Annotated in this window: 26 protein-coding genes and 1 pseudogene; 2 read left to right on the forward strand and 25 right to left on the reverse strand. The window is 40.6% G+C overall.

What is annotated here, in order from left to right; genetic code table 11:
- Positions 1 to 245: 245 nt before the first annotated feature.
- Both LJE12_RS20460 and LJE12_RS02145 read right to left on the reverse strand, forming a co-directional pair.
- Positions 246 to 467, reverse strand: coding sequence for a DUF5052 family protein (locus LJE12_RS20460; protein ID WP_081016971.1), 222 nt, complete (start codon positions 465 to 467; stop codon positions 246 to 248).
- The gene (locus tag LJE12_RS02145; protein WP_008703146.1) at positions 442 to 867 is read right to left on the reverse strand and encodes an acyl-CoA thioesterase; all 426 of its coding nucleotides are present in this window, start codon (positions 865 to 867) and stop codon (positions 442 to 444) included. The genes LJE12_RS20460 and LJE12_RS02145 overlap by 26 nt, the downstream gene beginning before the upstream one ends.
- Before the next feature lie 78 nt (positions 868 to 945).
- Between LJE12_RS02145 and LJE12_RS21020 the strand changes: the two are divergent.
- Positions 946 to 990 (forward strand): annotated as a pseudogene (locus tag LJE12_RS21020) (DUF6783 domain-containing protein); the annotation flags it as partial.
- A gap of 10 nt (positions 991 to 1,000) precedes the next feature.
- Here the strand turns inward: LJE12_RS21020 and LJE12_RS02150 are convergent.
- From LJE12_RS02150 to LJE12_RS02195, 10 genes are all read right to left on the reverse strand, one after another.
- Positions 1,001 to 2,554 carry a peptidoglycan DD-metalloendopeptidase family protein gene (locus tag LJE12_RS02150; RefSeq protein WP_022381246.1) on the reverse strand — a complete coding sequence of 518 codons (1,554 nt, stop codon included), beginning with the start codon at positions 2,552 to 2,554 and terminating at the stop codon, positions 1,001 to 1,003.
- A gap of 40 nt (positions 2,555 to 2,594) precedes the next feature.
- Entirely contained in the window at positions 2,595 to 4,052 is a 1,458-nt protein-coding gene (locus LJE12_RS02155) for an AI-2E family transporter (RefSeq protein WP_022381245.1), read from the reverse strand.
- A gap of 245 nt (positions 4,053 to 4,297) precedes the next feature.
- Positions 4,298 to 4,936: a cytidylate kinase-like family protein gene (locus LJE12_RS02160; RefSeq protein ID WP_020993906.1), complete on the reverse strand. Its 639-nt coding sequence runs from the start codon at positions 4,934 to 4,936 to the stop codon at positions 4,298 to 4,300.
- Positions 4,937 to 5,002: 66 nt separating this feature from the next.
- The gene (locus LJE12_RS02165; protein ID WP_008703141.1) at positions 5,003 to 5,917 is read right to left on the reverse strand and encodes an RluA family pseudouridine synthase; all 915 of its coding nucleotides are present in this window, start codon (positions 5,915 to 5,917) and stop codon (positions 5,003 to 5,005) included.
- Positions 5,918 to 5,921: 4 nt separating this feature from the next.
- Positions 5,922 to 6,446 carry a signal peptidase II gene (gene lspA / locus LJE12_RS02170; RefSeq protein ID WP_025578432.1) on the reverse strand — a complete coding sequence of 175 codons (525 nt, stop codon included), beginning with the start codon at positions 6,444 to 6,446 and terminating at the stop codon, positions 5,922 to 5,924.
- Entirely contained in the window at positions 6,443 to 7,534 is a 1,092-nt protein-coding gene (gene aroB, locus LJE12_RS02175; protein WP_227226464.1) for a 3-dehydroquinate synthase, read from the reverse strand. Before aroB ends, lspA begins: the two co-directional genes overlap by 4 nt.
- A gap of 27 nt (positions 7,535 to 7,561) precedes the next feature.
- Complete coding sequence (locus tag LJE12_RS02180; RefSeq protein ID WP_008703137.1) at positions 7,562 to 8,314, reverse strand: YlmH family RNA-binding protein; 753 nt, start codon at positions 8,312 to 8,314, stop codon at positions 7,562 to 7,564.
- A 6-nt stretch (positions 8,315 to 8,320) separates the two neighbouring features.
- Positions 8,321 to 8,980 carry a cell division protein SepF gene (locus tag LJE12_RS02185; protein WP_026648677.1) on the reverse strand — a complete coding sequence of 220 codons (660 nt, stop codon included), beginning with the start codon at positions 8,978 to 8,980 and terminating at the stop codon, positions 8,321 to 8,323.
- 19 nt (positions 8,981 to 8,999) lie between these two features.
- Positions 9,000 to 9,701 carry a YggS family pyridoxal phosphate-dependent enzyme gene (locus LJE12_RS02190; protein WP_025578438.1) on the reverse strand — a complete coding sequence of 234 codons (702 nt, stop codon included), beginning with the start codon at positions 9,699 to 9,701 and terminating at the stop codon, positions 9,000 to 9,002.
- 15 nt (positions 9,702 to 9,716) lie between these two features.
- The gene (locus LJE12_RS02195) at positions 9,717 to 11,168 is read right to left on the reverse strand and encodes an HlyD family efflux transporter periplasmic adaptor subunit (RefSeq protein WP_227226463.1); all 1,452 of its coding nucleotides are present in this window, start codon (positions 11,166 to 11,168) and stop codon (positions 9,717 to 9,719) included.
- A gap of 500 nt (positions 11,169 to 11,668) precedes the next feature.
- Between LJE12_RS02195 and lexA the strand changes: the two genes are divergently transcribed.
- Complete coding sequence (gene lexA, locus LJE12_RS02200) at positions 11,669 to 12,289, forward strand: transcriptional repressor LexA (protein ID WP_008703132.1); 621 nt, start codon at positions 11,669 to 11,671, stop codon at positions 12,287 to 12,289.
- 258 nt (positions 12,290 to 12,547) lie between these two features.
- Here lexA and rsfS read toward each other — a convergent pair whose 3' ends face one another.
- From rsfS to LJE12_RS02265, 13 genes are all read right to left on the reverse strand, one after another.
- On the reverse strand, positions 12,548 to 12,907 hold the full coding sequence (rsfS, locus tag LJE12_RS02205; protein WP_008703130.1) for a ribosome silencing factor: 360 nt from the start codon (positions 12,905 to 12,907) through the stop codon (positions 12,548 to 12,550).
- A 115-nt stretch (positions 12,908 to 13,022) separates the two neighbouring features.
- A complete protein-coding gene (gene yqeK, locus LJE12_RS02210; protein WP_227226462.1) occupies positions 13,023 to 13,613 on the reverse strand; it encodes a bis(5'-nucleosyl)-tetraphosphatase (symmetrical) YqeK in 591 nt (196 codons plus the stop codon).
- Between the two features lie 7 nt (positions 13,614 to 13,620).
- The gene (nadD, locus tag LJE12_RS02215; protein ID WP_025578441.1) at positions 13,621 to 14,256 is read right to left on the reverse strand and encodes a nicotinate-nucleotide adenylyltransferase; all 636 of its coding nucleotides are present in this window, start codon (positions 14,254 to 14,256) and stop codon (positions 13,621 to 13,623) included.
- Positions 14,257 to 14,269: 13 nt separating this feature from the next.
- Positions 14,270 to 14,566: a ribosome assembly RNA-binding protein YhbY gene (yhbY, locus tag LJE12_RS02220; RefSeq protein WP_008703127.1), complete on the reverse strand. Its 297-nt coding sequence runs from the start codon at positions 14,564 to 14,566 to the stop codon at positions 14,270 to 14,272.
- A gap of 82 nt (positions 14,567 to 14,648) precedes the next feature.
- Positions 14,649 to 15,944: a GTPase ObgE gene (gene obgE / locus LJE12_RS02225; protein ID WP_227226461.1), complete on the reverse strand. Its 1,296-nt coding sequence runs from the start codon at positions 15,942 to 15,944 to the stop codon at positions 14,649 to 14,651.
- Positions 15,945 to 16,179: 235 nt separating this feature from the next.
- Positions 16,180 to 16,467 (reverse strand): 50S ribosomal protein L27, encoded by a 288-nt coding sequence (gene rpmA, locus LJE12_RS02230; RefSeq protein ID WP_008703124.1) that lies wholly within the window; start codon positions 16,465 to 16,467, stop codon positions 16,180 to 16,182.
- Between the two features lie 4 nt (positions 16,468 to 16,471).
- Positions 16,472 to 16,792, reverse strand: a complete 321-nt coding sequence (locus LJE12_RS02235) for a ribosomal-processing cysteine protease Prp (RefSeq protein ID WP_008703122.1) — start codon at positions 16,790 to 16,792, stop codon at positions 16,472 to 16,474.
- A gap of 12 nt (positions 16,793 to 16,804) precedes the next feature.
- Positions 16,805 to 17,110, reverse strand: coding sequence for a 50S ribosomal protein L21 (gene rplU / locus LJE12_RS02240; protein ID WP_020993901.1), 306 nt, complete (start codon positions 17,108 to 17,110; stop codon positions 16,805 to 16,807).
- A 285-nt stretch (positions 17,111 to 17,395) separates the two neighbouring features.
- The gene (locus LJE12_RS02245) at positions 17,396 to 18,610 is read right to left on the reverse strand and encodes a ribonuclease E/G (protein WP_331466044.1); all 1,215 of its coding nucleotides are present in this window, start codon (positions 18,608 to 18,610) and stop codon (positions 17,396 to 17,398) included.
- On the reverse strand, positions 18,594 to 19,301 hold the full coding sequence (locus tag LJE12_RS02250) for a TIGR03936 family radical SAM-associated protein (RefSeq protein WP_118330922.1): 708 nt from the start codon (positions 19,299 to 19,301) through the stop codon (positions 18,594 to 18,596). Before LJE12_RS02250 ends, LJE12_RS02245 begins: the two co-directional genes overlap by 17 nt.
- Positions 19,285 to 21,156 carry a TIGR03960 family B12-binding radical SAM protein gene (locus LJE12_RS02255; RefSeq protein ID WP_227226460.1) on the reverse strand — a complete coding sequence of 624 codons (1,872 nt, stop codon included), beginning with the start codon at positions 21,154 to 21,156 and terminating at the stop codon, positions 19,285 to 19,287. The genes LJE12_RS02250 and LJE12_RS02255 overlap by 17 nt, the downstream gene beginning before the upstream one ends.
- A gap of 121 nt (positions 21,157 to 21,277) precedes the next feature.
- Complete coding sequence (locus LJE12_RS02260; RefSeq protein ID WP_227226459.1) at positions 21,278 to 22,705, reverse strand: DNA/RNA helicase domain-containing protein; 1,428 nt, start codon at positions 22,703 to 22,705, stop codon at positions 21,278 to 21,280.
- 175 nt (positions 22,706 to 22,880) lie between these two features.
- Positions 22,881 to 23,255: a RidA family protein gene (locus tag LJE12_RS02265; RefSeq protein ID WP_008703111.1), complete on the reverse strand. Its 375-nt coding sequence runs from the start codon at positions 23,253 to 23,255 to the stop codon at positions 22,881 to 22,883.
- Positions 23,256 to 23,368: the final 113 nt, after the last annotated feature.

The following is a 23,368-nucleotide window of genomic DNA, read 5'->3' on the forward strand; positions in this document are numbered from 1 at the left end:
CAAAGACAGCTGCAGCCTACATCTATATGAAAAACTCGCGTTTGTCGTATAGATGTAGATAACATAAAAACATACTACTTTCGTATGTTTTTATGTTATCTTATTGTTGCCAACCAGTACATCCATTTATTGTTTCCGGATTTATTTTTGCGTGCTAATTGTTTGTATTTATCAAATAATAACTTTTTTCTGCCTTCATGTCAAAAACATTGATTGAATTACTTAGCGTTCAATTTAAATTTTTTCTACAGCAATTTTTTGTCAATAATCTGGTAGTTTGCCCGATGTATATACAAGGCTTTTCCGTCAACCATAAGTTTCGTCATTTTTGGAAGGTCTTCCGGAACTTCCCAGTACACGTCATCTCCCGAAAAAGCCGCTATAGGCTGTCCCAACCGGGATTTGATCACTACTATGCGTGATTTTCCAAAGTCATTAGTTTTACAGACAATCTGTAATAATGCGATTCAATTCCGGAAGCTCTTTTTTGAGAGCGATCAGTTTCCCATCTTTTAGAAAACAATGTCTGGAATAAGCGGTTGTGCAGATTTCATTTCTGCTCGCATTAAAAAATTCATAATTAAATTCCAGAGAAATTCCATTATACTGCTTAATGCCAACGCGAATCCGGATTTCATCATCGAAGAAAACCTGCTTTCTATATGCAACTGAAATTTCCACAACAGGGGAGATCACTCCCAACTCTTCTACTTTCTTATAGCTGAAACCCATCCGGCTCATATATCCAATCCTGGCCTCTTCCATCCATTTTACATAATTAGAGTGATGGATAATGCCCATCTGGTCTGTTTCATGATATTGCGCTTTTCTGTAATAAGTGTATGTTTTTTCTGATTCTTCCTTCATATACCATATATCCTTTTTTATATATTTATAAAATGAAAATAACTATACCACTCGCTTGTCTGCGAAACGATGTACTAAGGCGTGCAGATTGCGGGAATGATTTTTCAGACACGCTCTAGCTGAAACCGGTTAATTATGACGGTCTCTTCACATAATTCAGAGGATTCTGATTTACCCCATTAACCATAACCCCAAAATGAAGATGAGGACCGGTGCTGTTCCCAGTGCTTCCTACATATCCGATGATATCACCTTTTTTGACCTTATCTCCTACACTCAGATTTGGGTTAAATTTAGACTGGTGCATATATTCTGTGATAAGTCCCTTTCCATCATGATTGATCTTGGTATAATATCCGGCACCGCCTGACGATGCCGGTGAAAGCATGGCAACAATGGTTCCTGATGCTGCCGCATAAATCGGTGTTCCTGTAGGAGCAGGAATGTCAATTCCTTTATGATTGGTAGAACCGATTCCTCCCGGAGATTCCCTGTTTCCAAAATAACTGCTGATATAGGAATAACCGGAGCTTAAAGGCCACCGAAAAGAAACTCCGTTCTGATAGTCAGGAATAAGAGAACCATCTTCTCCAACATAATGATTATCATCAATCCACTGATTTGTAACCAGAGCACCTGTGGAGGAACTCAGGTAATACTTCTCTCCATCTACAGTAACCCACCCACTTTCACGTTCACATGTAGAAGGGTTCATATAATATTTCTTTCCGTCTACTGTCAGCCATCCAGAGGCCAGCACCCCATCTGATTTCGCATAATAATGAGCACTTTTTTTCGTGATCCACTTACTGCTGGCAAGTTTTCCGTCAGACTCAAAATAATATCTTTTCCCAGATGACGATTTCAGGATAATATCATCGTAACGGATTCCATTAGTTTTCTTAAAATAATACTTGTGTCCGTTGATCGTCTGCCATCCCGTAACCAGTTTACAATCTGATTTCCTGAAATACCGATAATAGGAATCCGGTTTATAGAAGCCTTTGACAAGTTTACCATTTGAAGCTGCATAATAATAAGAACCGTCTGTTTCTTTATACCATCCGCTTCTGACCAGCTGACCGGTATTTCTGTTAAAGGAATACCAGCTTCCCTTTACTTTCAGACGACCTTTTGCCATAGTGCCATTGGCCTGAAGATAATAGGTGGAATTCCCGCTTTTGCGAAAACAGTTTTTATACATTTTTCCTTTTTCATTAAAGCAGTAATATACATTATTTACTTTATGGAAACCGGATCGTATCACCCCGTCATTCCAGAAATAGTATTTATTCCCTGCAGCTGTAGTTACCCATCCGGTATGCATATATCCTTTTTTTTCATCAAAGAAATACGTTTTTCCATTTACTGTCTGCCAGGTAGTAAGCATTTTACCTTTTTCATTAAAACAGTACTTCTTTCCACTGATGGTCAGAATTCCGGCTTTGGCTGCACCGGTCTTGCCGAAATAGTACTGATTTCCTGCAGCACTTTTGTACCAGCCGGTAGCTTTTTTTCCGTTCTTATCGTAATAGTACCAGCTTCCGTTTTTTTTCACAAATCCTGTCTGCTTTTTGGAAGTTGCTGCAGCCTGAACCGGTACAGAGAAACCGGAAAAGATTCCACCTTGCAGAGCCAGTGCCAGAACCAAAAGAAAAGCTGTCAAATATAACTTTTTTTTCTTCATAGTAACTCCTGTGTGTGTGTTTTTTTGTAACTGTGAAGGTTTACTTATTTTTCTCTCGTTTATTCTTTAATTCAACATATCTGTTCTTCAGGAAAATCCCTGCTTTTTTGATGTATCCCCATATTATGTTTAAAATCCGCAGGAGATATTTCCATATGGTTATGACCAGTCCGGAAAGCGGATTCCATATTTTCATAAAGAAATTATTTTTTCTCGCTTCCAGTTCTTCCGGTGAAACCTTGTGTTTTTCTTCCTTGCAAAGAGGAAGTACTTCACCTGTCTGTTCATCCAGACAGTCAATATTTATATATGTCTCCTCTTCTGCCGGCATTTTTTTGTCATTAAGAGAATGATTGATCAGTCTCCAGATCAGAGCATAAAGTACGGCAAATACAGGAACTCCTGCGATCATTCCCGGAACCCCAAAGAGACCGCCCCCGATCATGATGGCAACAATAACCATAAAACTGGAAAGTCCGGTAGAGTCTCCGAGAATTTTCGGACCAAGGATATTTCCATCAAACTGCTGAAGAAGCAGGATAAAAATTGCAAAATACAGACCTTTTATGGGATCTACTACTAAAATAAGCAAAATACATGGAATGGCTCCGATGTAAGGACCAAAAAACGGAATGACATTTGTCACACCGATAATTACACTGATAAGAATTGGATACGGCAAATCCAAAAGCAACATTCCAAAATAACACAAAATTCCAATAATAGCAGAATCCAGAAGTTTTCCGTATATGAAACCACCAAAAGTCTTGTCTGTAAAACGCATAACGCGTATAAGCATATTTGCCCATTTATGAGGCAATATAGCATATACCATCATTTTGCTTTTGGCAACAAATTTCTCTTTGTCTGCAAGTACATACAAAGCTACAATGGCACCGATCAGAAAATTCTTCATAAAGATCAGGATATCAAAAATACCTGCTGAAACATTTTTGAGCATATCCTGCATCTGCGGAAGAATATCGGTAGTAAGATATTCCTGTGCTTTTGCAGAGTACTGGTTGATCATATCGAGCATTTCAGGATTCAGTTTCCATCCATGCTCAACAAATGAATTGAGCCACTTTTCAATAACTTTTATATAGTACGGAAAACTGTAAATAATACTCATGATACTTCGGATCAACTGAGGAAGCACCATCATCAGTAATGCGTAAATGATAATCCAGAACAGGAACATGGAAAAAAGGACACATCCCCATCGAATAGCCCGTTTTCCTTTTTTCTGTAACTTAATATTATGCTTTTCCAGCTGCGGATAGATCAGCTTCTGCTCAAAGAGATTGATCAGCGGACTGAGAATATAAGCAAGGATTACACCATAGATAATAGGCGCCATAATTCCCAGAAAAGTTTTGATTCCCACGATCAGGGTTTTCATGTGAAATATGCCATAATAAAACAGCATACTGGCGGCAATTACCAGAAAAGCGGTTACACCCCAGTGTAAATATCGGTTGTCCCAACGAAATTTCATAATGTCCTCCTTTTTAACATGGTATGATTATAGCATATATTTTGACAAATGTCATGAAAATTTAATATATATTAAAAAAAATTATAGCAGTCTTGTTACTGTTCATACACCACTATCCCGAGGCATACAAGCCAAAATTCCATTGCCGCAGGCAATCTGGAATGAATTGAAAAGACTGTTATAAATTCATCCAAAAAACAGATACTTTACCAAGGATGTGGTAAAGTATCTGTAAAAAGATAATCCTATTTATTTTTTATGGAATCAAAAATCTCAATTGCCTGAATGATTGCTTTTGCTGCACCATCAATTCCAAGTTTGCTGCTGTCTACGCAGAGATTGTAGCTTGAAGCAGCACCCCATTTCTTATTGGTGTAGTAATTATAGTAACTGGAACGGCTCTTGTCTGTCTTATTGATCATGTCTTTTGCTTCTTTTGCAGTTTTATTATGTTTCTGTGAAAGACGGTTAATCCTCCAGTCTGTATCTGCATGTACAAATACACTGAAACAGTCTTTATACTCTGACAACGCATAATCTGCACATCTTCCGACCATAACGCATGGACCTTCGGAGGCCAGTTTCTTGATTGCGTCAAACTGTGCAAGAAATACTTTGTGGTTCATAGGCATATCTGTAAATCCTGAAGAAGAATAACCAAATGAGTAGGTATCCATAACCAGAGAATATAAAAAGCTGTTAGTTGGTCTTTCATCATGATTCTCAAAAAGTTCTTTGCAGATACCGCTTTCATTTGCTGCATGTTCGAGAAGTTCTTTATCATAACATTTAATACCAAAATATTTGGCAACTTCCTGACCTATCTGTCTTCCTCCACTGCCGTACTCACGACCAATTGTAATAATTGAACTCGTACTATTCATAGTCTGCACTCCCTTCTGTTACATATTCGATAGACATATTATACAATATTTCCCAAAAAATGCAAACTACTTTCGTAATTTTTCTAATAATTTAACGAAATATTCAGGTAAAGGAGCTGTAAACTCCATATATTCGCCCGTTGATGGATGAACAAAGCCAAGAATCATTGCATGAAGCGTCTGTCCCTGCAGATGATAAGGATTCTTACCGGAACCGTACACTTCATCACCCAGAAGTGGATGACCGATACTTGTCATATGCACACGAATCTGATGCGTTCTGCCTGTTTCCAGACGGCATTCCACATAAGTGGCATTTTTGAAACGTTCCAGAACTTTATAATGTGTGACAGCATCCTTGCCGTTTTTATAGTTGACAGCCATCTTTTTGCGGTCAATCGGATGGCGCCCGATGGGACCTTCGATCGTCCCTTCGTCTTCTTTCAGTACTCCTGCCACGATTGCCCGGTATCTACGCCTGATAGAATGCTCTTTTAACTGTTCTGCCAGATTGCGGTGTGCATTATCATTCTTGCATACAAGAAGTGCACCTGTGGTATCCTTATCGATTCTGTGGACAATACCAGGACGCAGAACACCATTGATCCCCGACAGATTGTCCTTACAGTGAAACATAATAGCATTTACCAATGTTCCGGAAGTATGTCCGGCACTGGGATGAACCACCATCCCCTTTGGTTTATTTACAATAAGTACATCATCATCTTCATAAAGAATATCCAGAGGGATATCTTCCGGAAGTATATCCGGCTCTTTTATGTCAGGAACTGCTACGGAGATTTCATCTCCTTCCTGAACTTTGTAGTTGGCTTTTACAGCAGAACCATTGACGGTTATTTTCTGCTCTTTAAGCAGCTTTTGAATATAAGAACGTGACAGTTCTTCGTTCATTTCTGAAAGATAGCGGTCAATCCGGATACCGGACTGACCGTCAGAAACCTGATAATTAAGAATTTCCATAATACTAATCCTTTTTTATTCTTAAGAAGTCATAATCTTCATCATTTTTGTATCTGAAACACACCAGCATAACAAGTAATATGCCACTGCATACCACATACATATCAGCTATATTAAATACCGGAAAATCAATCAGTGAAAAATAGATAAAATCCACAACATAGCCTCTGCATACTCTGTCAATAAAATTTCCAAGAGCACCGGAAACCATTACCAGTGCAGTTACTGACAGCGGCAGATAATATCTGTTTTTCGGGATTCTGGCATATACATAGATAAATACACCAAAAAACAAAAGGCACAAAATCACAAACACCGGAATTTTACCTTCAAACAATCCAAAGGCCATTCCACGATTTTCGAGATACCGTAATTGAAGAACTCCTGGAATGAGAGAGATATCAGGCTGATCTTTCAGTTGCGCCAGAACAAGAGATTTACTTCCCTGATCCAGGATTGTCAGCAAAAGGATAATAATACAGCCTCTAATCCAGTGCATACATGAAGATACGGAGGAAACAGCTGTCATATCAGAATCTCCCGGATTGCCTGGAGCAGTTCCTCATCTGTGACAGTTTTGTCTATAAAACTTTTACCGATCCCGTCCATAAGGATAAATTTAATATGACCGGCTTCCATTTTTTTGTCTTTTTTTGTTGCTGACAGGACATCCCCCGCATTCAGTGAATCAACAGAAAGAGGAAGATTATAAGAATGGCACCCTTTTCTAATCTCTTCGTATTCTTCTTCTGTTAATAATCCTCTCTGCATGGAAAGATAAGCGGCAGCGATCAGACCGACTCCAACACACTGTCCATGAAGCAGCTGAAAGTTTTTCATTTTTTCGACTGCATGTCCGACTGTGTGACCAAGATTTAAAAGTGCACGTTCTCCCTGCTCCTTCGGATCACGCTCTACCACACCTGCCTTGATCTCGCAGCATCTGCGGATCATTCTGGAAAGCATACTCAGATCCAATTTACTGATCTCAGGCTGATTCTTACATACAAAACGGAAGAACTCTTCATCGCAGATCAATCCTGTCTTAAGAATTTCACCCATTCCACAGGTGAATTCCCGATTCGGAAGAGACTGCAGGGTACTCATATTCATATATACAAGTCGGGGCTGATGGAAAGCTCCTACCATGTTTTTGTACTGAAGGAAGTCAACACCTGTTTTACCTCCTACGCTGCTGTCAACCTGTGCCAGAAGCGTAGTAGGAACCTGGATAAAATCAATCCCTCTCAGGTAAGTGGAAGCTCCGAAACCAGTCAGATCACCTACAACACCGCCACCCAGCGCAACCAGCAGACCTTTTCTGTCCATTTCATTCTCAATCAAAGTTTTATATAATTCCTGTACTGTATTCAGGTTTTTGTTCTTTTCACCAGCTTCAAATACAAAAGAGAATATTTCAGAGGAAATTTCCTGAAGAGCTGATTTAACTGCCTCATGATAAAGAGGTGCAACATGACTGTCTGTCACAATACAGATTTTCCGGTTTTCAAGTCCTTCTTCTCTGATCGCACCGGCAAGATCCTGAAAGTCATTTTTAAAATAAATAGGATAATGGAAATCTCCTTCCCGTTTTACAAGTAATTTCTGTTCTGCCATTTTCCTGTTCTCCTTTTATTACAAAATTTATACATAGCGCATAATACGCACACTGCAGCGTCCTTTTTTTGTCTGGTGAGAAACACCGTCAAAAATGAACCGTCCTTTCCCACGTACAGATATAATGTCACCATCTTTCGGCTCATATCCGTTGCTGGTGATCAGTTTTCCGTTGACAAAAACCTGCCCGCCTTCAATATAAGATACCATACTGCTTCTGGATGTCTTAAAAGCAAGCGAGATCAATGAATCCAGACGTACCGAAGCGCAGGTACCGCTGACAGATTCAAGGACAGGGCGTGGAAATTCATCAGAATCCTCCACTTTTGTAATCAGAATATTGGTATGACGGACCCGGCACAGATTTTCAAGAAAGAATTCCGTCATTTTGTTCTGGCAGAAAAACCAGGCAGCTTTTTTCTGAACAACAATATCACCGATCACACTTCTGTCTACTCCAAGATTGAGAAGTGCACCGAGATAATCACGATGAGAAAGCTCTTCAGAGAATTTAAGAGCCTTTGGTTCAATCCTCAGACAGTCGATGGGATATTCCCATGTAAAAGCAAGAGCATCAGGATGAAATGCAACCATCTGACGCTCCGCATTCTCATAGCCTCCGGACGTCTCCATAACAATCTGGGGAAACTGATGTTTCAGGCTACTGACTATATTCTGTTCATTTAAATTAAGAAAATCCGAAAATGTAACGATATCTCTCTGCCAGGAGAGATTTGCCAATTCCCGGATTCTCTTAAGAAAAAATTCGTCTTTTTCCATCCTGGATCAATATCCTGCTCTTACAGACGGAGCAGAGCCTCCCAGAATATTCTGAAGGTCACCGGTAATATCTACATTGTACGGTCCAAGTACAAAGATATAGCTGGATACTTTCTGAAGGCTGCCGCCTAAAGAATAGCATGCACCGGACGTGAAATCGATGATCCTCTGTGCCAGTTCCACATCAATTCCCTCCAGATTCAAAATAACAGTAGAATTATCTACTAAAGTGTCAGCAATCTCACGCGTATCTTCCATAGAAGAAGGTTTGATTACACAGACTTCCATATTTGGGCCCTGATTTGATTTGCGGCTGCTTCTCATTGGAGTAATCTTGGAAGATGCTGCAGGACGTGTCTGGCGTTCGGCGCGTTCCTGTTTGACCGTAACCTTAGACGGAGCTGAAGCGGTCTGTTTTGGAGCAGATGCCTGTTTAGGAACTGTCTTTACTGCTTTCTCTTCTACATCATCGAAGTCATCATTATCGTCGGATTCTTTTTTCTTAGAGAATTTATCAAAAAATTTCTTCTTTGGTTTCTCATCGAAATCGTCATCGAGAAAGTCATCATCTTCTTCCTCATCTAACAGATCATCATCTAAGAATCCATCATCATCGTAATCATCGTTTAATTTGATGGCATCTAAAAATTTATCTAAAACGCCCATTTTAATCTCCAATCTTATTTTAATCTTCTTTTATTGAGTAATCTCTTTCGCCAAAGATACCCGTTCCCACGCGCACCATAGTGGCCCCTTCCTCAACTGCGACCTGATAATCATTTGTCATTCCCATACTCAGGACGCTCATATTAACATTATTAATGTTTTTGGCCGCAATGTCAACACTTAATTTCTTTAATTTTTGAAAAACTTCTCTGTTTTCTTCAGGATTTGCTACAAATGGTGCAATTGTCATAAGTCCTTTTACCTGAAGATGCTCATAAGAAGAAATTTCTTCCAGAAATGGTAATACCTCTTCGACTGAAAGGCCAAACTTACTTTCCTCTCCTGCTACATTTACTTCGATCAGAACCGGCATGCAGATATCTTTTTTTGCTGCCTCTTTTTCGATGGCCTCTGCCAGGCGGACAGAATCTACAGAGTGTATCATAGATACTTTATCAATAATATATTTCACTTTATTTCTCTGTAAATGTCCGATCATGTGCCACTGTACATCTGATGGCATCTGATCGTATTTATCTACGATCTCCTGAACCTTATTCTCCCCAAACACTCTTGCACCCGCATCATATGCTTCTTTCAGCATTTCCACCGGTTTAGTCTTACTGACCGCAATAAGAGTTACCTCTTGGGGAGAACGCCCTGCAGTATCACAGGCCTCTTCAATATTCTTTTTCACAAGGTTTAGTTTATCAGCTAACATATTAAGCCTCCTTAATTAGTATAAAATGTCTTCTTCCTTTACTTTATCAGCGTTTCGAACAATGTGATCATATCTGGAAAGACCGTAGGTGGTGTTTTTAGATACAATAGCATATTCTTCGTTCTCATCAAGTATTTCAATACGGCGAAAAACCGCATAGCCTTTATTAATACAGTATACTCCCTCCAGGGTATCTGTCTCTCCGATCACATATTTTTCACCGGTATCCGTATTGATCAGGGCATCCCCTTCCTTAAATGAACTCTTGTCAACATAATAAATCTGAGGTTGTTCTGCTTCGTCCACTGCCAGTTTGGAGACAGATGAATCATCAATGCTTGCGTAAATGCTCACATTTTTAAATGTTGTTTTATTTTTCCCCTCATAAAGGGTAAAACCTGTCTGATTATCCTGTGTAGTGGCCATTCTGGATGGAATCACATAAAAATCCTTGGTTACAATAGAGGTAAGAGGGATTTTCAGACCTACAACTGTGTTGGTTACAAGTTCAATGTCCAAAAAACGGTCAGATGCATAACGAATCAGACCTTTATTGAAATCAATCTGTCCATATTTGTCACCGTCTATGGTAATAATGGAAAAATCTCCGTTTTGTGTCATATCGTCTTTTAAAAATTTGACACGTATTGTAGAACGGTCTTTCAGTTTTTCAACCTGTCTGTCGCTCAAAGGAATCAGAAGGCTCCAGCGTTCATCTGTGATAATGGTATAAATATCATCTCCTGCTTTTACCTTGTCGGAAGTTTTCAAATCTGTTTCATGGTAAGAATTCTGATCGAAATCTTCTGCCTTTACAGTATCTACTGTTTTTCCTTCATAATTATCCATGGAATATAAAACGATACCATCAGATTGGGACTGGCAGATAGTTTGATTTCCGGGATAAATATCTGCTGTTTTATCATTGTCACCACTGTCATTCCCTTCACCGTCCTCATCTGAAGTAAGAGGAGCAGATGAGGTATTGCCGGACTCTGCATATTGAAGGATATTTCCCTTCAGTTCATATTTAAAGCTGTAGGTGCTGTTAAATTTACTTGAACTGAATCCTTTGGAAAAACTCATCATATCAGTCCGTACCTTTGAAAGTTCTTCCGGAGTAAGAGATGCCGGAGCAGAAGCTGTTTTTGTATCACTAAGTCCGTACACCGCTCCGGAAGCATTGATCTTACTGCCCTCCCTTGCATAATAAGTAATATAGCCTGATGAATCTGCCTTGCATAAACTTTCTTCACGTATGGCAAGACCGGTATATGTTTCGTTGCGGGATAAAGGTCCTGATGTAACCTGATAGGACTCAATATGAGTAGTTGTAAAATATAATATGGCACTGAATGCCATATATATGAATAAGATGCCAAACATGATCGTTCCGATATTCAGCCCCACGACCATGCGAAGCCTTGCCAGGATTCCCGGCATTTTTTTTGATTTATTATCAGACAATGGGATGTCTCCTTTTTGTGCAGTTCATAATCATTCTATAACTGTTCAGCGATTTCACAGTGACTGCTGAATAGTTACACCATTTTCCAAAATATTGTAACACTTTGCACATTTAAAAACAAGTTTATTTATAAAGAATTCACAATAATCGTTACTGTTCACTCCGTTCACAGTAACGTAGCCAAAATTCATTCCAGATTGCCTGCGGCAATGGAATTTTGGCTTGTATGTCTCGGGATTTTGGCATATTCATGCCAAAACACCTCGCGGGATAGTGGTGTGTTGACTGTAACCAATAATCCCGTTACTGAGAATGGAGTAAACAGTAACGGGAGCACATAAGTAAGAACACATTTTCAGAATATAAGTTTGCTTTTTGTCAGGAATTATGATATGATAAAAAAAATCAGAAACTGTTCAGTATCTCATAGAATAGCAGACTGCTGAATGGTTATGAAGAGTGTACGAACAAAAAATAACTTTAAAAGGAGGGTATAATTATGCCATATGGAAGAATCACGCCAAAGCAGCAGGAGATTCTTGATTACATAAAGAATGAGATTTTGAACCGGGGATTTCCGCCGGCAGTTCGTGAAATCTGCGAGGCAGTCAACCTGAAATCTACTTCTTCCGTTCATTCACATCTGGAAGCACTGGAGAAAAATGGATATATCCGCAGAGATGCAACGAAACCACGTGCGATTGAGATTATTGATGACAATTTTAATCTGGTCCGCAGAGAGGTTGTGAATGTTCCCATCATAGGAACTGTGGCAGCCGGACAGCCACTTCTGGCAGTTGAGAATATTGAAGGCTATTTCCCTATCCCTGCAGAGTTTATGCCTAATTCACAGAGCTTTCTGTTGAAAGTAAAAGGGGAAAGTATGATAAACGCCGGAATTTTTGACGGAGATCAGGTTCTGGTAAAACAGCAGTCCACAGCAGAGGATGGAGATATTGTTGTTGCGCTGATCGATGACGGTGCTACAGTTAAGACTTTCCATAAAGAAAAAGGATACTATCGTCTCCAGCCGGAAAATGATACAATGGAGCCAATCCTTGTACATGAAGGTCTTCAGATTCTTGGCAAAGTATTTGGTGTATTCCGTTTGTATGAGTAATATAACTGATACGTGAATAGTCAGGCAGATATTCGCAATCCGCTTCGCAACTTGCTCATAATCGAATCAAGCAAGTCCCCATACACTGCAAATTATACTATATCAATTCAAAAAAACAACAGAGGAAATCAGGTATCTCTTAATGATGATATCTGATTTCCTCTGTATTTTATTTTGCAAATTTCACAAAGTCAGGCGGATAAAATCATCCGCCTCGCTACGCAGTTCTACACCGAATAACTGTAAATTTTTTTCTACTTATTTCTCAAGAAATTCATTAACGTCAAGAACCTTACCATCTCTCCAGATTCTTTCGAGGTCATAGAAAAGACGATTCTCTTCGTCAAATACGTGGACGATCATATCGCCGTAATCCATAAGAACCCAGCTAGAGTTTCTGGTTCCCTCAATCTGTTTTGCTTCAAATCCGGCTCTGCCAAGTGTTTCATCTACATTGTCAACCATAGCCTGAACCTGATTCTGGTTGGAAGCACTTGCAATTACAAAATAATCGGCAATTACAGATACTTCATGGATATCTATTACCTTAATATCTTTTCCTTTTTTCTCATCAAGTGCGCGGCAGGCAAGTTTTGCCATTTCAAGTTCTCTGTTCATGGAAACAACCTCTCTTTCTATCTGCTTTTGTAACTGTTCAATATCTTCATGATCAACAGACTATTGGATAGCTACATATAATATGTAAAACTCTGCCAGTCGAGACAATTTATACTCAGGACTGTCTTTTCATGTGTAAATCCCTGTAGTACAAGAAAGCATCTTTCGTAGCATTATCAATATCTTTCGGATTTTCCTCCAGATAAGCCAGCGTATCACCCAAAATCTTATACATACATTCGTCAAGATCCTGAAAAGCCAGTTTACGTACAATTGTAAGATTAGGAGCTTTATCACGTTTTGGTTCAATATAATCGGCAATATAGACGATTTTTTCCAACAGTGTCATCTCCGGCTTTCCGGTAGTATGCCAGGTGATGGCAGAAAGAATATTTTCATCTGTAACATCATACTTAGCCTTAGCTACGTAAGCTCCAAGCTTGGCATGAAGTAAAAAAGGATGCTCCTGTTCGAATTCAGATACCGAAATATGATGCTGGCTGCACATCTTCAGCTTCTTTTTGTTCGGAATACATTTTGCACAGTCATGGAGCAGTCCGGCAGTCTGGGCTGTGATCAGATCACAGTCATGAACCATGGCAAGTGCTGCACATGTAAACATAACTCCCAACGTATGTTCATAACGATCCTCATCCAGATATTTTGCTAATTTTTTCTGCATTTTTATAAAATCATACTCTGCCATCGGAAGATCATCCTTTCTTTTCGGCCAGACTGTAAATCTGGTTTTCTCTGATATACTCAATCACCGGATCAGGAATATAGTAACGCACACTTTTATCTTCGCTGATCCAGTTTCTGAGCATTTCGCTGGATACATCAAGGTTTGTGGTATTCAGTGTCAGAAATGTGCCATTATATTTAAGCGAAAGACGGTTCATTTCTGCTTCGAGCTCTGCAATTGTGGAATGATTTCTTACAGCAGTTACCAGAATGCAGTTTCTACAGATTCTTTCCGGTTCACGCCATGTATCAAAGTCATACAGGGAGTCTGCGCCGATTATAAAATAATAATCAGTATCCGGATTCTTCTCTTTTAGCATTTCCAGTGTATGATAAGTGTAAGTATAACCATTTTCATGCATTTCAGTCAGCGACAGTTCAAAGTGAGGATTTCCGGTAATCGCCCTGCGGACCATTTCAACTCTTTCTTCATCTGTGGCACGTCCCTGACGGTTTCTCTTGTGAGGCGGATTTCCGGAAGGCATGAACAGTACCTTTTCCAGTCGGAACTGTTCGTATGCTTTCTCTCCCAGAATCAGATGCCCCATGTGGATGGGATCAAAAGTACCGCCCATAATACCAATTCTGTGTTTGATGTCAGCCATAAAAAACTCCGTATTATTTTCTGGGTAATTCAATTTTTTTCTTTTCGTTTTTGCCTTCACGGTATAAAACAATTTTCTTGCCGATAACCTGTACGATCTGGGAACGTGTACGTTCTGCCAGAACCTCAGCCATCTGGCGCGGATCCTCCAGGCAGTTCTGAAGAACACTGATCTTGATCAGTTCTCTGGCTGCAAGCGCCTCATCTACTGCGGCTGTGTTCTCAGGAGTAAGACCACCCTTTCCAAGCTGAAGGATTGGATCCATGGTCATTGCAAGACCTTTTAAATAAGCTCTCTGTTTACTTGTCATTTTTATTTTCCTCTGTTATTCTCTGCAAACGGACAAAATCATCCGTCTTACCACATCTGTTTCATTATTGAATCTATTTATACTATTTATAGTAATCAAAATCAAATCCGTACATACGCACAGTATCGCCTTCCTGAATGCCTGCCTTCTCAAGTTCTTCCAGGATGCCTCCCTCTTTCAGGAATTTCTGGAAGAATGCGAAACCTTTTTCGGAATCAAGATTTGTGTAGCCAAGCATCTTTTCAATCTTCGGTCCCTCGACAACAAAAATTGTCGGATCTTCAGGACTCTGCTCTACTGTATATGGAAGGTTTTCTCCGATCAACATATCTTCAGGGAAGAATTCCTGTTCAAATACTACAGGTTCCTGTGGGCAGCTGTCAAGAAGTTCTTTCACATGGAATAAAAGTTCTCTGACACCCTGACCGCTGACAGCGGAAATCGGATATACCTGGATTCCTTTCGGCTCAAATTCTGCCTTAAGTTTGTCAACCGGGCTCTCTTCGCCGTCTTCTGTATAGATACAGTCGATTTTGTTTGCTGCGATTACCTGTGGTCTTGCAGCAATTTCCGGATTATAAGCTTCCAGTTCTTTATTAATCTTGTAAATATCATCGATTGGGTCACGTCCCTCTGTAGATGCTGCATCTACAATGTGGATAATGACTCTGGTACGTTCAATGTGGCGGAGGAACTCATGTCCAAGTCCCACACCTTCGGAAGCACCTTCGATCAGACCGGGAATATCAGCGATCACAAAACCACCGTTTTCAGTATCTACAACACCAAGATTTGGGCTCAGGGTTGTGAAGTGATAGTTGGCAATTTTCGGCTGTGCGTTGGTTACACGTGAAAGGAATGTGGACTTTCCGACATTCGGGAATCCAACCAGACCTACATCTGCGATTACTTTCAGCTCCAGAAGAACTTCCAGTTCCTGCGCAGGCTGTCCTGGCTGTGCATATTTCGGAACCTGCATGGTTGCAGTCGCATAATGCTGGTTTCCTTTGCCACCTCTTCCGCCTCTTAATACGATCTGGCGTTTATTTTCACCGGACATATCAGCAATTACTTTACCGGATTCTGCATCCATGATAACAGTTCCTTCCGGAACTTTTAATACAACATCTTTTCCATCAGCACCATGGCAGCGTTTTTTGCCGCCTTCCTGTCCGTCTTCTGCTTTATATTTTCTTTTGTGTCGGTAGTCGCCAAGGGTGTTCTGGCCTTCATCTACCTCAAATATCACGTCTCCTCCACGACCGCCGTCGCCGCCGTCAGGACCGCCATTCGGAACATATAATTCTCTGCGGAAACTTACATGGCCGTCGCCGCCTTTACCGGAGCGGATATAGATTTTCGCTCTGTCTGCAAACATATGACACACCTCTGTCCTTTACTAATGATTATTTCGTAATAGTAATCTTCTTAAATTAATGCATTTGAGACCGTTCAGCAGGATTTCGCACTCTGATGAGTCGGATCAATATGCATTATTTACATGGATTGCTATGGTTTCTTTTATATCATATAACTCTTTTAATCTATAGCAATTCTACTATAAAAGAAAGGCTCCAAACCCATATTAGATTTGAAGCCTTCGCTTAACCAGATTATTCTGCTTCTACTGGAACGATAGAAACCTGTTTCTTATCGCGTCCTTTTCTGGTAAATCTTACGACACCATCTTTAAGTGCGAATAAAGTATAATCTTTACCGCAGCCTACGTTCTCACCAGCATGGATCTTAGTTCCGCGCTGTCTGTAAAGAATATTTCCAGCTTTAACAAACTGTCCGTCTGCTCTCTTCGCACCTAATCTCTTGGATTCGGAATCACGACCGTTCTTTGTAGAACCAACTCCTTTTTTATGTGCGAATAACTGAAGGTTCATTTTCATCATGTTGTTACACCTCCTTGACTTTTACTGTCAAATATCGATTGTTATAACTATGTTCAATTTCTGTTAATCCGAGAATCAGCGAATCCATGAGAAGGGTTCCCCTCTCAGTAACCGGAGCCGTAAAATGAAAAGATACATAGCCGTCATCTTCCTGCACTTCAAACTGATCATCTGTAAATGTCTCAAGAGAATTTACAGTATTAATCACCAGTACAGAGACAGCAGCACAGACAATATCCTGTCCTTCCTCTGCATATCCGGCGTGACCTTTCGAAACAAATTCCAGATAATTTCCATTTCTCTTCTTAACTGTAATTGTAATCATAATGACACCAGATTAACCGTTAATCTTTTCGATTTTTACTTTAGTGTACTGCTGTCTGTGACCGTTTTTCTTGTGATATCCAGTTTTTCTCTTGTATTTGTAAACGATAACTTTTTTTGCTTTACCGTTCTCAACTACAGTAGCGGTAACACTGGCATCTTTCACATCTTCACCAGCTTTTAATCCGTCATTGCTTACTGCAATAACATTATCAAAAGTAACAGTTTCACCAGCTTCAACACCGAGTTTCTCAACTCTGATTACGTCGCCTTCAGCAACTTTGTACTGTTTACCACCTGTTGCAATAATTGCGTACATCTGTGGCACCTCCTATAATCTTTACTCGCCAGATATGGTGACCTTTCGGTGCTTGTACCTCTCTGTGCGGCATCTCGTTTATAATAGCGGACAAAATTCGATTTGTCAATAAGTTTTTTTCAATTTCTTTGAATTTTTTTCTTTTATTTTACAGGTACAATTTCAATCCGGTATCCGTCAGGATCTGTGATAAAATACAAACTGCAGAGCAGTTATTCAGTTACGGAAAAATATCGATGAGAATTGCAGATGCTTGTTTGATTTACATAATTATTTTATGGCAAACTACAATTCTCTGATTTCCTCAATCACAGGTTTTCGCACTTTCTTTCTGGTAAGTTCCAGGATATGCAGTGGAGTGATGTCCACTGCTTTTGCCTTTACCGGATCTTTGCGCAGATATTTCTGCAGGACATGGAACAGTTCGTCCTGATGATCCTGATTTTCCATATTAATAAAATCAATCAGAATAATTCCGGACAGGTTTCTGAGACGTAACTGTCTGGCAATTTCCTTTGCTGCCTCCAAATTGATTTTTCGGTAAGTTTCCTGCATTTTCTTTTTGCCTGTAAACTTTCCGCTGTTTACATCAATGGATACGAAGGCTTCTGTCTGCTGGATCACCAGAAATCCACCACTGTTCAGCCAGACTTTCTCATGCTGGATTTCTTCTAAGACAGTTTCCAGGCGATAAAGTTTGTAAAGAGGGAGAAGTTTATCATCATAAAACCGCAGCTTCTCTTTTTCCTCCGGGCTGTTACTGTTAAGATAGTCAGAAATCTGTCGGGATATCTCAGGGATATCTGTTATGATCCCTTCCAGGTTCCGGCTGTTGGCGTCGCGGACTGCAGAGATATAAAAAGGCTCTGTTCTATATACGCAGCTGAAACAGGTACGGGATCTTCCGTCTACAGCAGCCTTATGATACAGGCCCTTCAGGTATTCCAGTTCTTTCAGTATTTCTTCTTTTGATGCATCTGCTGCATTTGTACGAACGATGATACCAAACTCTTTATCCGGACGGTTAACTTCTGCTTCCATCCACTTACTGATACGGCTTCTGTCATCATTGGAAAGTTTGGAAGACAGACCAAATTTCTTATCGCCGGTTGTAAGAACCAGATATTTGCCTGTAAAATTCAGATTCGTGGTTACAGCCGGTAGTTTTCCCTTCATTGCTTCCCGGCTGATCTGCACAAGGATTTCATCTCCTGCCTTTAATGGGCGGTCACCTTTTTTTACAGAAGCATAAATCGCATTTGGAGCATCGGAAAGCTGCAGGTAGCATTTTTCTCCGGCAGAAATCTGTACGAATGCAGCACCGATATTGGCAGCTATATTCTCTATCTGTCCAACATAAATATTTCCAAGAGAAGATTTCTCCCCAACAGGTTCGAAGCGCAGTTCCATTACTTTACCGTCTTCTTCATACGCACATACATAGCAGGGAATCTGCCGGATATTCATTTGGGTAATAATCAGTTTACTCAACTTCTTCACCCAGTGCTTCCAGAGTTACAAATTTATGTTCTTCCTCTGTTCCTTTATCTGCGTATACTTCCAGACGTTTGATGGAATAAGCAAATTCCGGAAGTTCTATGCCAAGCCATGAGAAGAATGTATCTGTTACCAGTTCCGGTTTTGTGTAATTGGCACTTGCGGAAGCAAGCATCATAAAGATCTTGTCTCCCTGAAGTTCCATTTTATAAATAAACGGGCGAATATCTATTTCCTTTTCGCTTCGTTTGGTCTTTTTCATTACTTTGATCTCCGGCTGAGCCAGAAAATCACTGATCTTATCTTTCCAGGAAATCTCAGGCTCTTTTCCAGGACGAAATTCCACATAATAATCGGCTGCTGCCACCAGTGACATTGCCTTACCCGCTTTTCCGTCCTCAACCTGACGAGTACTCAGTACATGTACCCCTTCTACCATCACTGCATCCAGACGTCTTGTGATCTCTGAGGTAGGAACTGTCTCTGCCAGCTCCAGATCAAAGTATTCACCCAGACTCTCAGTACCAACACCAAGTGGTGCTGCAAAAGACATGATCATGTGAGGACTGAAACCACCTGAAAAAGCAACAGGAAGATTTGCCCTGCGGATGGCTTTCTGGAAATAACGCATGGTATCCAGATGTCCCACAAATTTAACCGGACCTTCTTTGCTGAATTTAATTCTTACCTTCATAACATACACCTCCGCCATAACGCATAGCACCACAGCCTGAACATTTCTGACGGCAGTTGGGTGTTACGGTTTCGTTCTTTGCCTGCTCCCATTCGTGGATCAGGAACTTCTTGGTCACTCCTGCATCAATGAAATCCCATGGAAGGATCTCATCTGTGGAACGTTCTCTGAGAGTATAGAAATCAATATCTGTGTTGGTTTCCGCAAAAGATTCTTTCCATATATTATAGTCAAAACTCTCTGACCATGCATCGTAGATCGCACCTTTTTCATATGCTCTGAGGATAACTTTTGAACAACGGCGGTCACCTCTTGCAAGGAAACCTTCAAGAATCGTTACATCCGGCTCATGCCAGCTGTAGCGGATACTTCTCTGGTTTAACTGTGCGCGGATCTCGCTTTTTACGACCTTTGCTTTCTCCACGAAATCTTCCTCTCTGTACATACCTGCCCACTGGAATGGGGTAAATGGTTTCGGTACAAAGAAAGAGGTACTTACATTGACCTGAACCTTGCCATTACGTTTTTCTTTCGGCACTTCTTCATAATAAGTTTCTGCAATTTTCTGAGCAAGATGAGCAATACCTTTCATATCATCTTCTGTTTCAGTTGGAAGTCCGAGCATGAAGTAAAGCTTTACCTGATTCCATCCACCTTTGAATGCTTCACCTGCACCATGAAGAATATTCTCTTCAGTCAGACCTTTGTTGATAACATTACGCAGACGCTGGGAGCCTGCTTCCGGTGCGAAAGTAAGGCTGCTCTTCTTTACATCCTGTACCTTGCTCATAACATCCAGGGCAAAAGCATCAATACGCAGGGATGGCAGAGAGATATTGACAGCATTGCCATGAAATTCTTCGATCAGGAAGTTTACCAGTTCCTTCAGCTCAGAATAATCACTGGAGCTTAGAGAACTTAAGGAAATCTCCTCATGTCCTGTATTCTGAAGCATTTCTCTGGCACTTGCCTTTAAATCCTCCACATTGCGCTCTCTGGTAGGACGGTAGATCATACCTGCCTGACAGAAACGGCATCCGCGGATACAGCCACGCTGGATTTCCAGAGTAACACGATCCTGAGTAGCTTTAATAAATGGAACTACAGGAGCTTTGATCGCGCGGTAGTCTTTAGTGACATCGGTGATCAGCTGTTTACAGACTTTCTCAGGTACGCCCTCTTTTGCAGGTGTAAAGGAAGCAATGGTGCCGTCTTCTTTGTAGGTTACATTGTATAAAGAGGGAACATAAATTCCGGGAATCTGGGAAGCTGCAAACAGGAAGTCTGCTCTGGAGCCGCCTGCTGCCTTGTTTGCCTTATATGCATCAAACAGAGCATCATACACAGTCTCACCCTCGCCAATATAAAACATATCAAAAAATTCTGCGATCGGTTCCGGATTATATGCACATGCACCGCCGCCGATGACGATAGGGTCATCTTCCTTACGATCATTTGCCAGAAGTGAAACATGGCTCAGGTCAAGTACCTGAAGCACATTGGTATAGCACATCTCATATCCAAGGGTAATACCAAGGAAATCAAACTCCTTTACAGGCTCCTGGGATTCCAGGGCAAACAGTGGAATGTGCTCTTCACGCATGACCTTATCCAGATCCATCCACGGAGAAAAGACACGCTCACACCAGACATCCTCACGTTCATTGAACATGTTGTAGAGGATCATCATGCCCAGATTGGACATACCGATTTCATAAACATCCGGGAAGCACATGGCAAAGCGGATATCTACGTCATTCTTATCTTTCATTACAGAGTTGACTTCACCACCGATGTAACGGGCAGCCTTGTCAACTTTCATTAAAATTTCATCGCTTAAAGCTAGAGTTCTCATAGTATTCCTTTCAGAGGTTATTGTATCACATTGTGTTAAGCAGGGAAAATCCCCCCACAATATTCCCATTATATACGGAATGGTGGGGGATTTCAAGGGAGAGTCGGATAGTTTGCAGTTTTTATCTGACAGTATCAGGCTGTAAAAGCGTGAGTAATGTTTCGTACACATATGTATTTTCTCTGACAATTATAGAAAGTTCCTCTTTGGCTTGATTCAGCTGGTGAAATAAATTACGGACATCAGACCTGCCTTCTTTATTGAGATATTTTGAACGCAGATATCTGTTCTGATCATAGTAATATCGTTCATCCAATGTGATAACAAGACGTTTTATGTCTCTCATGGCAGTAATCTCATATTCATAGCCCTGATGCATATAATCTTCCAGTAAGGCAGCAGTCTCCTCTTCATTATTTGCATATACAACAGATACATGTGGATAGGGTTTTGAGGTTTTTCTGTCTGTAAGGTGTATCATATTCTGGATAAATGAGGAAAGTTCCGCGTTGGTACGGATGCGGTTGGTTAAGTGAAACATCTGGATTTTCGGCAGGTTTTCTATAAGATTTAATGTATTTACACCTAATTCTTCGGGACATATGGCATCTTCGGAATCGCTGGAAAATATTACAGGAAACTTCCCCTCCGATTGCGTTAACAGAATCTGCAGTTTTTCCGAAGAAAGCAAATGTGCTTCGTCTACCAGAACGGCACTGTAATGTTTCAGCTCTGTATTTTCGGTCAGCTGATTGTCCGAAAGAAAAGCAATACGCTGTAAACGTTTATGCAGCATTTTCCATTCTTTTCCGGCATTACCGCAGTGAATCATGCATATCTGCTGACGCCTGGACAGTTTCATGGCGATATCATAGAGAAGCAATGTTTTTCCTGTTCCTGGAAGTCCGGTAAAACAGAAATATCCGAACCGGCTGATACGGAGTTTCTTTAAGATCTGGCGCTGGATATCCCGTTGCTGGGAAGTCAGGAAGTATTCTTTTTTCAGAAAACGGGCCGGTTCTGTGATTGGGGAAATCAGATATAGTTCAGCCTGAAACAGATCGTCAATATTCCCCTGATAATCACTGCTCTCCTTTTGCAGTGATCTGCACAGCTCTGTCCAGTCGGCTTCTGCAATATGATCATGGTTGGTAAGCCTGACAAGGCGATTCTGACTGCTGATATACGTATAAGACTGTATGGAGCGTCCGAGAACGGAAAGATAATAACGGTTCTGCATAAGCTGTTTACGAATTGCCTCCTCAGATACAGCTCCGCTTTTCAGTTCAATATTTATGATCTGGTCGTCTTTGATCTGGAGAAGATCAAATTCTTTCCCGAGTTTTGGAATCTGGTAGGAATAGAAAAAGCGCAGGGAACAGACTTTAGTCATATGCGATTCTAACTGGCGTACCAGTGCTTTCATACTCTGAAGTTCCCATTCCCGTATTTTGAGGAAATATTCCCGACCGGATAACTGACGTTCCAGTTTTGACAGAGAATCTGTATTCTGATTTCTCGTAAGTGCATATATGGATATTGATCTCATAACTTTTACCTTTCATTTTGCCGGAATTCTTTTATACTATTATAGCAAATATCAGCAATTGCAGGTAGCCTGAAAACCAAAAACAGCCAGGTGGATTTTTCCCTGGCTGTTTCCCCAATCTGAATCAGATTCAGAAATTGTTTTGAAATATCTATTATATTGTGGTTTGGCTGAATTACTCAGCTACAGCGATAGCTTCCACTTCGCAGAGTACGTTCTTCGGAAGCTGTTTTACAGCAACGCAGGAGCGGGCCGGTTTGCTTGTGAAGTATTTCTCATACACAGCGTTGAATGCAGCGAAATCTGCCATATCAGCAAGGAAGCATGTAGTCTTGATAACATTGTCAAATGTAAGTCCGGCTTCTTCAAGAATTGCTCCTACGTTCTTGCAGGACTGCTCTGCCTGTGTTTCGATTTTATCACCTGCAACTTCACCTGTAGCCGGGTCTACCGGAATCTGACCGGATGCAAATAAGAAGTTTCCTGTCATTTTTGCCTGAGAATATGGTCCGATTGCTGCTGGTGCTTTTTTTGTTTCAAGTGTTTTCATGAGTGAATTCCTCCCGTACGATTTAGTGTGATTGATTGTCTGTATCTGTATCCATATCTTACCACCAAAAAAATATTTAGTCAACGGCAAAAAAATTGCCACATGAAAAATTT

The sequence above is a fragment of the Blautia sp. DFI.6.71 genome, from assembly GCF_020593585.1.
GTDB classification, from domain to species: domain Bacteria; phylum Bacillota; class Clostridia; order Lachnospirales; family Lachnospiraceae; genus Blautia_A; species Blautia_A wexlerae.

Bases quoted from the DNA above. Each gene is read 5' to 3' on its own strand.
- LJE12_RS02180 (WP_008703137.1), bottom strand. From the start codon at position 8,314: ATGGAAAAAGACGAATTTTTTCTTAAGAGAATCCGGGAATTGGCAAAT.
- LJE12_RS02265 (WP_008703111.1), bottom strand. From the start codon at position 23,255: ATGAAAACACTTGAAACAAAAAAAGCACCAGCAGCAATCGGACCATAT.
- LJE12_RS02145 (WP_008703146.1), bottom strand. From the start codon at position 867: ATGAAGGAAGAATCAGAAAAAACATACACTTATTACAGAAAAGCGCAA.
- LJE12_RS02190 (WP_025578438.1), bottom strand. From the start codon at position 9,701: ATGTTAGCTGATAAACTAAACCTTGTGAAAAAGAATATTGAAGAGGCC.
- lexA (WP_008703132.1), top strand. From the start codon at position 11,669: ATGCCATATGGAAGAATCACGCCAAAGCAGCAGGAGATTCTTGATTAC.
- yhbY (WP_008703127.1), bottom strand. From the start codon at position 14,566: ATGACAAGTAAACAGAGAGCTTATTTAAAAGGTCTTGCAATGACCATG.
- yqeK (WP_227226462.1), bottom strand. From the start codon at position 13,613: ATGGCAGAGTATGATTTTATAAAAATGCAGAAAAAATTAGCAAAATAT.
- LJE12_RS02165 (WP_008703141.1), bottom strand. From the start codon at position 5,917: ATGGAAATTCTTAATTATCAGGTTTCTGACGGTCAGTCCGGTATCCGG.
- aroB (WP_227226464.1), bottom strand. From the start codon at position 7,534: ATGGCAGAACAGAAATTACTTGTAAAACGGGAAGGAGATTTCCATTAT.
- LJE12_RS02155 (WP_022381245.1), bottom strand. From the start codon at position 4,052: ATGAAATTTCGTTGGGACAACCGATATTTACACTGGGGTGTAACCGCT.
- obgE (WP_227226461.1), bottom strand. From the start codon at position 15,944: ATGTTTGCAGACAGAGCGAAAATCTATATCCGCTCCGGTAAAGGCGGC.
- LJE12_RS02160 (WP_020993906.1), bottom strand. From the start codon at position 4,936: ATGAATAGTACGAGTTCAATTATTACAATTGGTCGTGAGTACGGCAGT.
- lspA (WP_025578432.1), bottom strand. From the start codon at position 6,446: ATGACAGCTGTTTCCTCCGTATCTTCATGTATGCACTGGATTAGAGGC.
- LJE12_RS02250 (WP_118330922.1), bottom strand. From the start codon at position 19,301: ATGAAGGTAAGAATTAAATTCAGCAAAGAAGGTCCGGTTAAATTTGTG.
- rsfS (WP_008703130.1), bottom strand. From the start codon at position 12,907: ATGAACAGAGAACTTGAAATGGCAAAACTTGCCTGCCGCGCACTTGAT.
- rpmA (WP_008703124.1), bottom strand. From the start codon at position 16,467: ATGATGAAAATGAACCTTCAGTTATTCGCACATAAAAAAGGAGTTGGT.
- nadD (WP_025578441.1), bottom strand. From the start codon at position 14,256: ATGGCTGACATCAAACACAGAATTGGTATTATGGGCGGTACTTTTGAT.
- LJE12_RS02150 (WP_022381246.1), bottom strand. From the start codon at position 2,554: ATGAAGAAAAAAAAGTTATATTTGACAGCTTTTCTTTTGGTTCTGGCA.
- LJE12_RS02235 (WP_008703122.1), bottom strand. From the start codon at position 16,792: ATGATTACAATTACAGTTAAGAAGAGAAATGGAAATTATCTGGAATTT.
- LJE12_RS02185 (WP_026648677.1), bottom strand. From the start codon at position 8,980: ATGGGCGTTTTAGATAAATTTTTAGATGCCATCAAATTAAACGATGAT.
- rplU (WP_020993901.1), bottom strand. From the start codon at position 17,110: ATGTACGCAATTATTGCAACAGGTGGTAAACAGTACAAAGTTGCTGAA.
- LJE12_RS02255 (WP_227226460.1), bottom strand. From the start codon at position 21,156: ATGAGAACTCTAGCTTTAAGCGATGAAATTTTAATGAAAGTTGACAAG.
- LJE12_RS02260 (WP_227226459.1), bottom strand. From the start codon at position 22,705: ATGAGATCAATATCCATATATGCACTTACGAGAAATCAGAATACAGAT.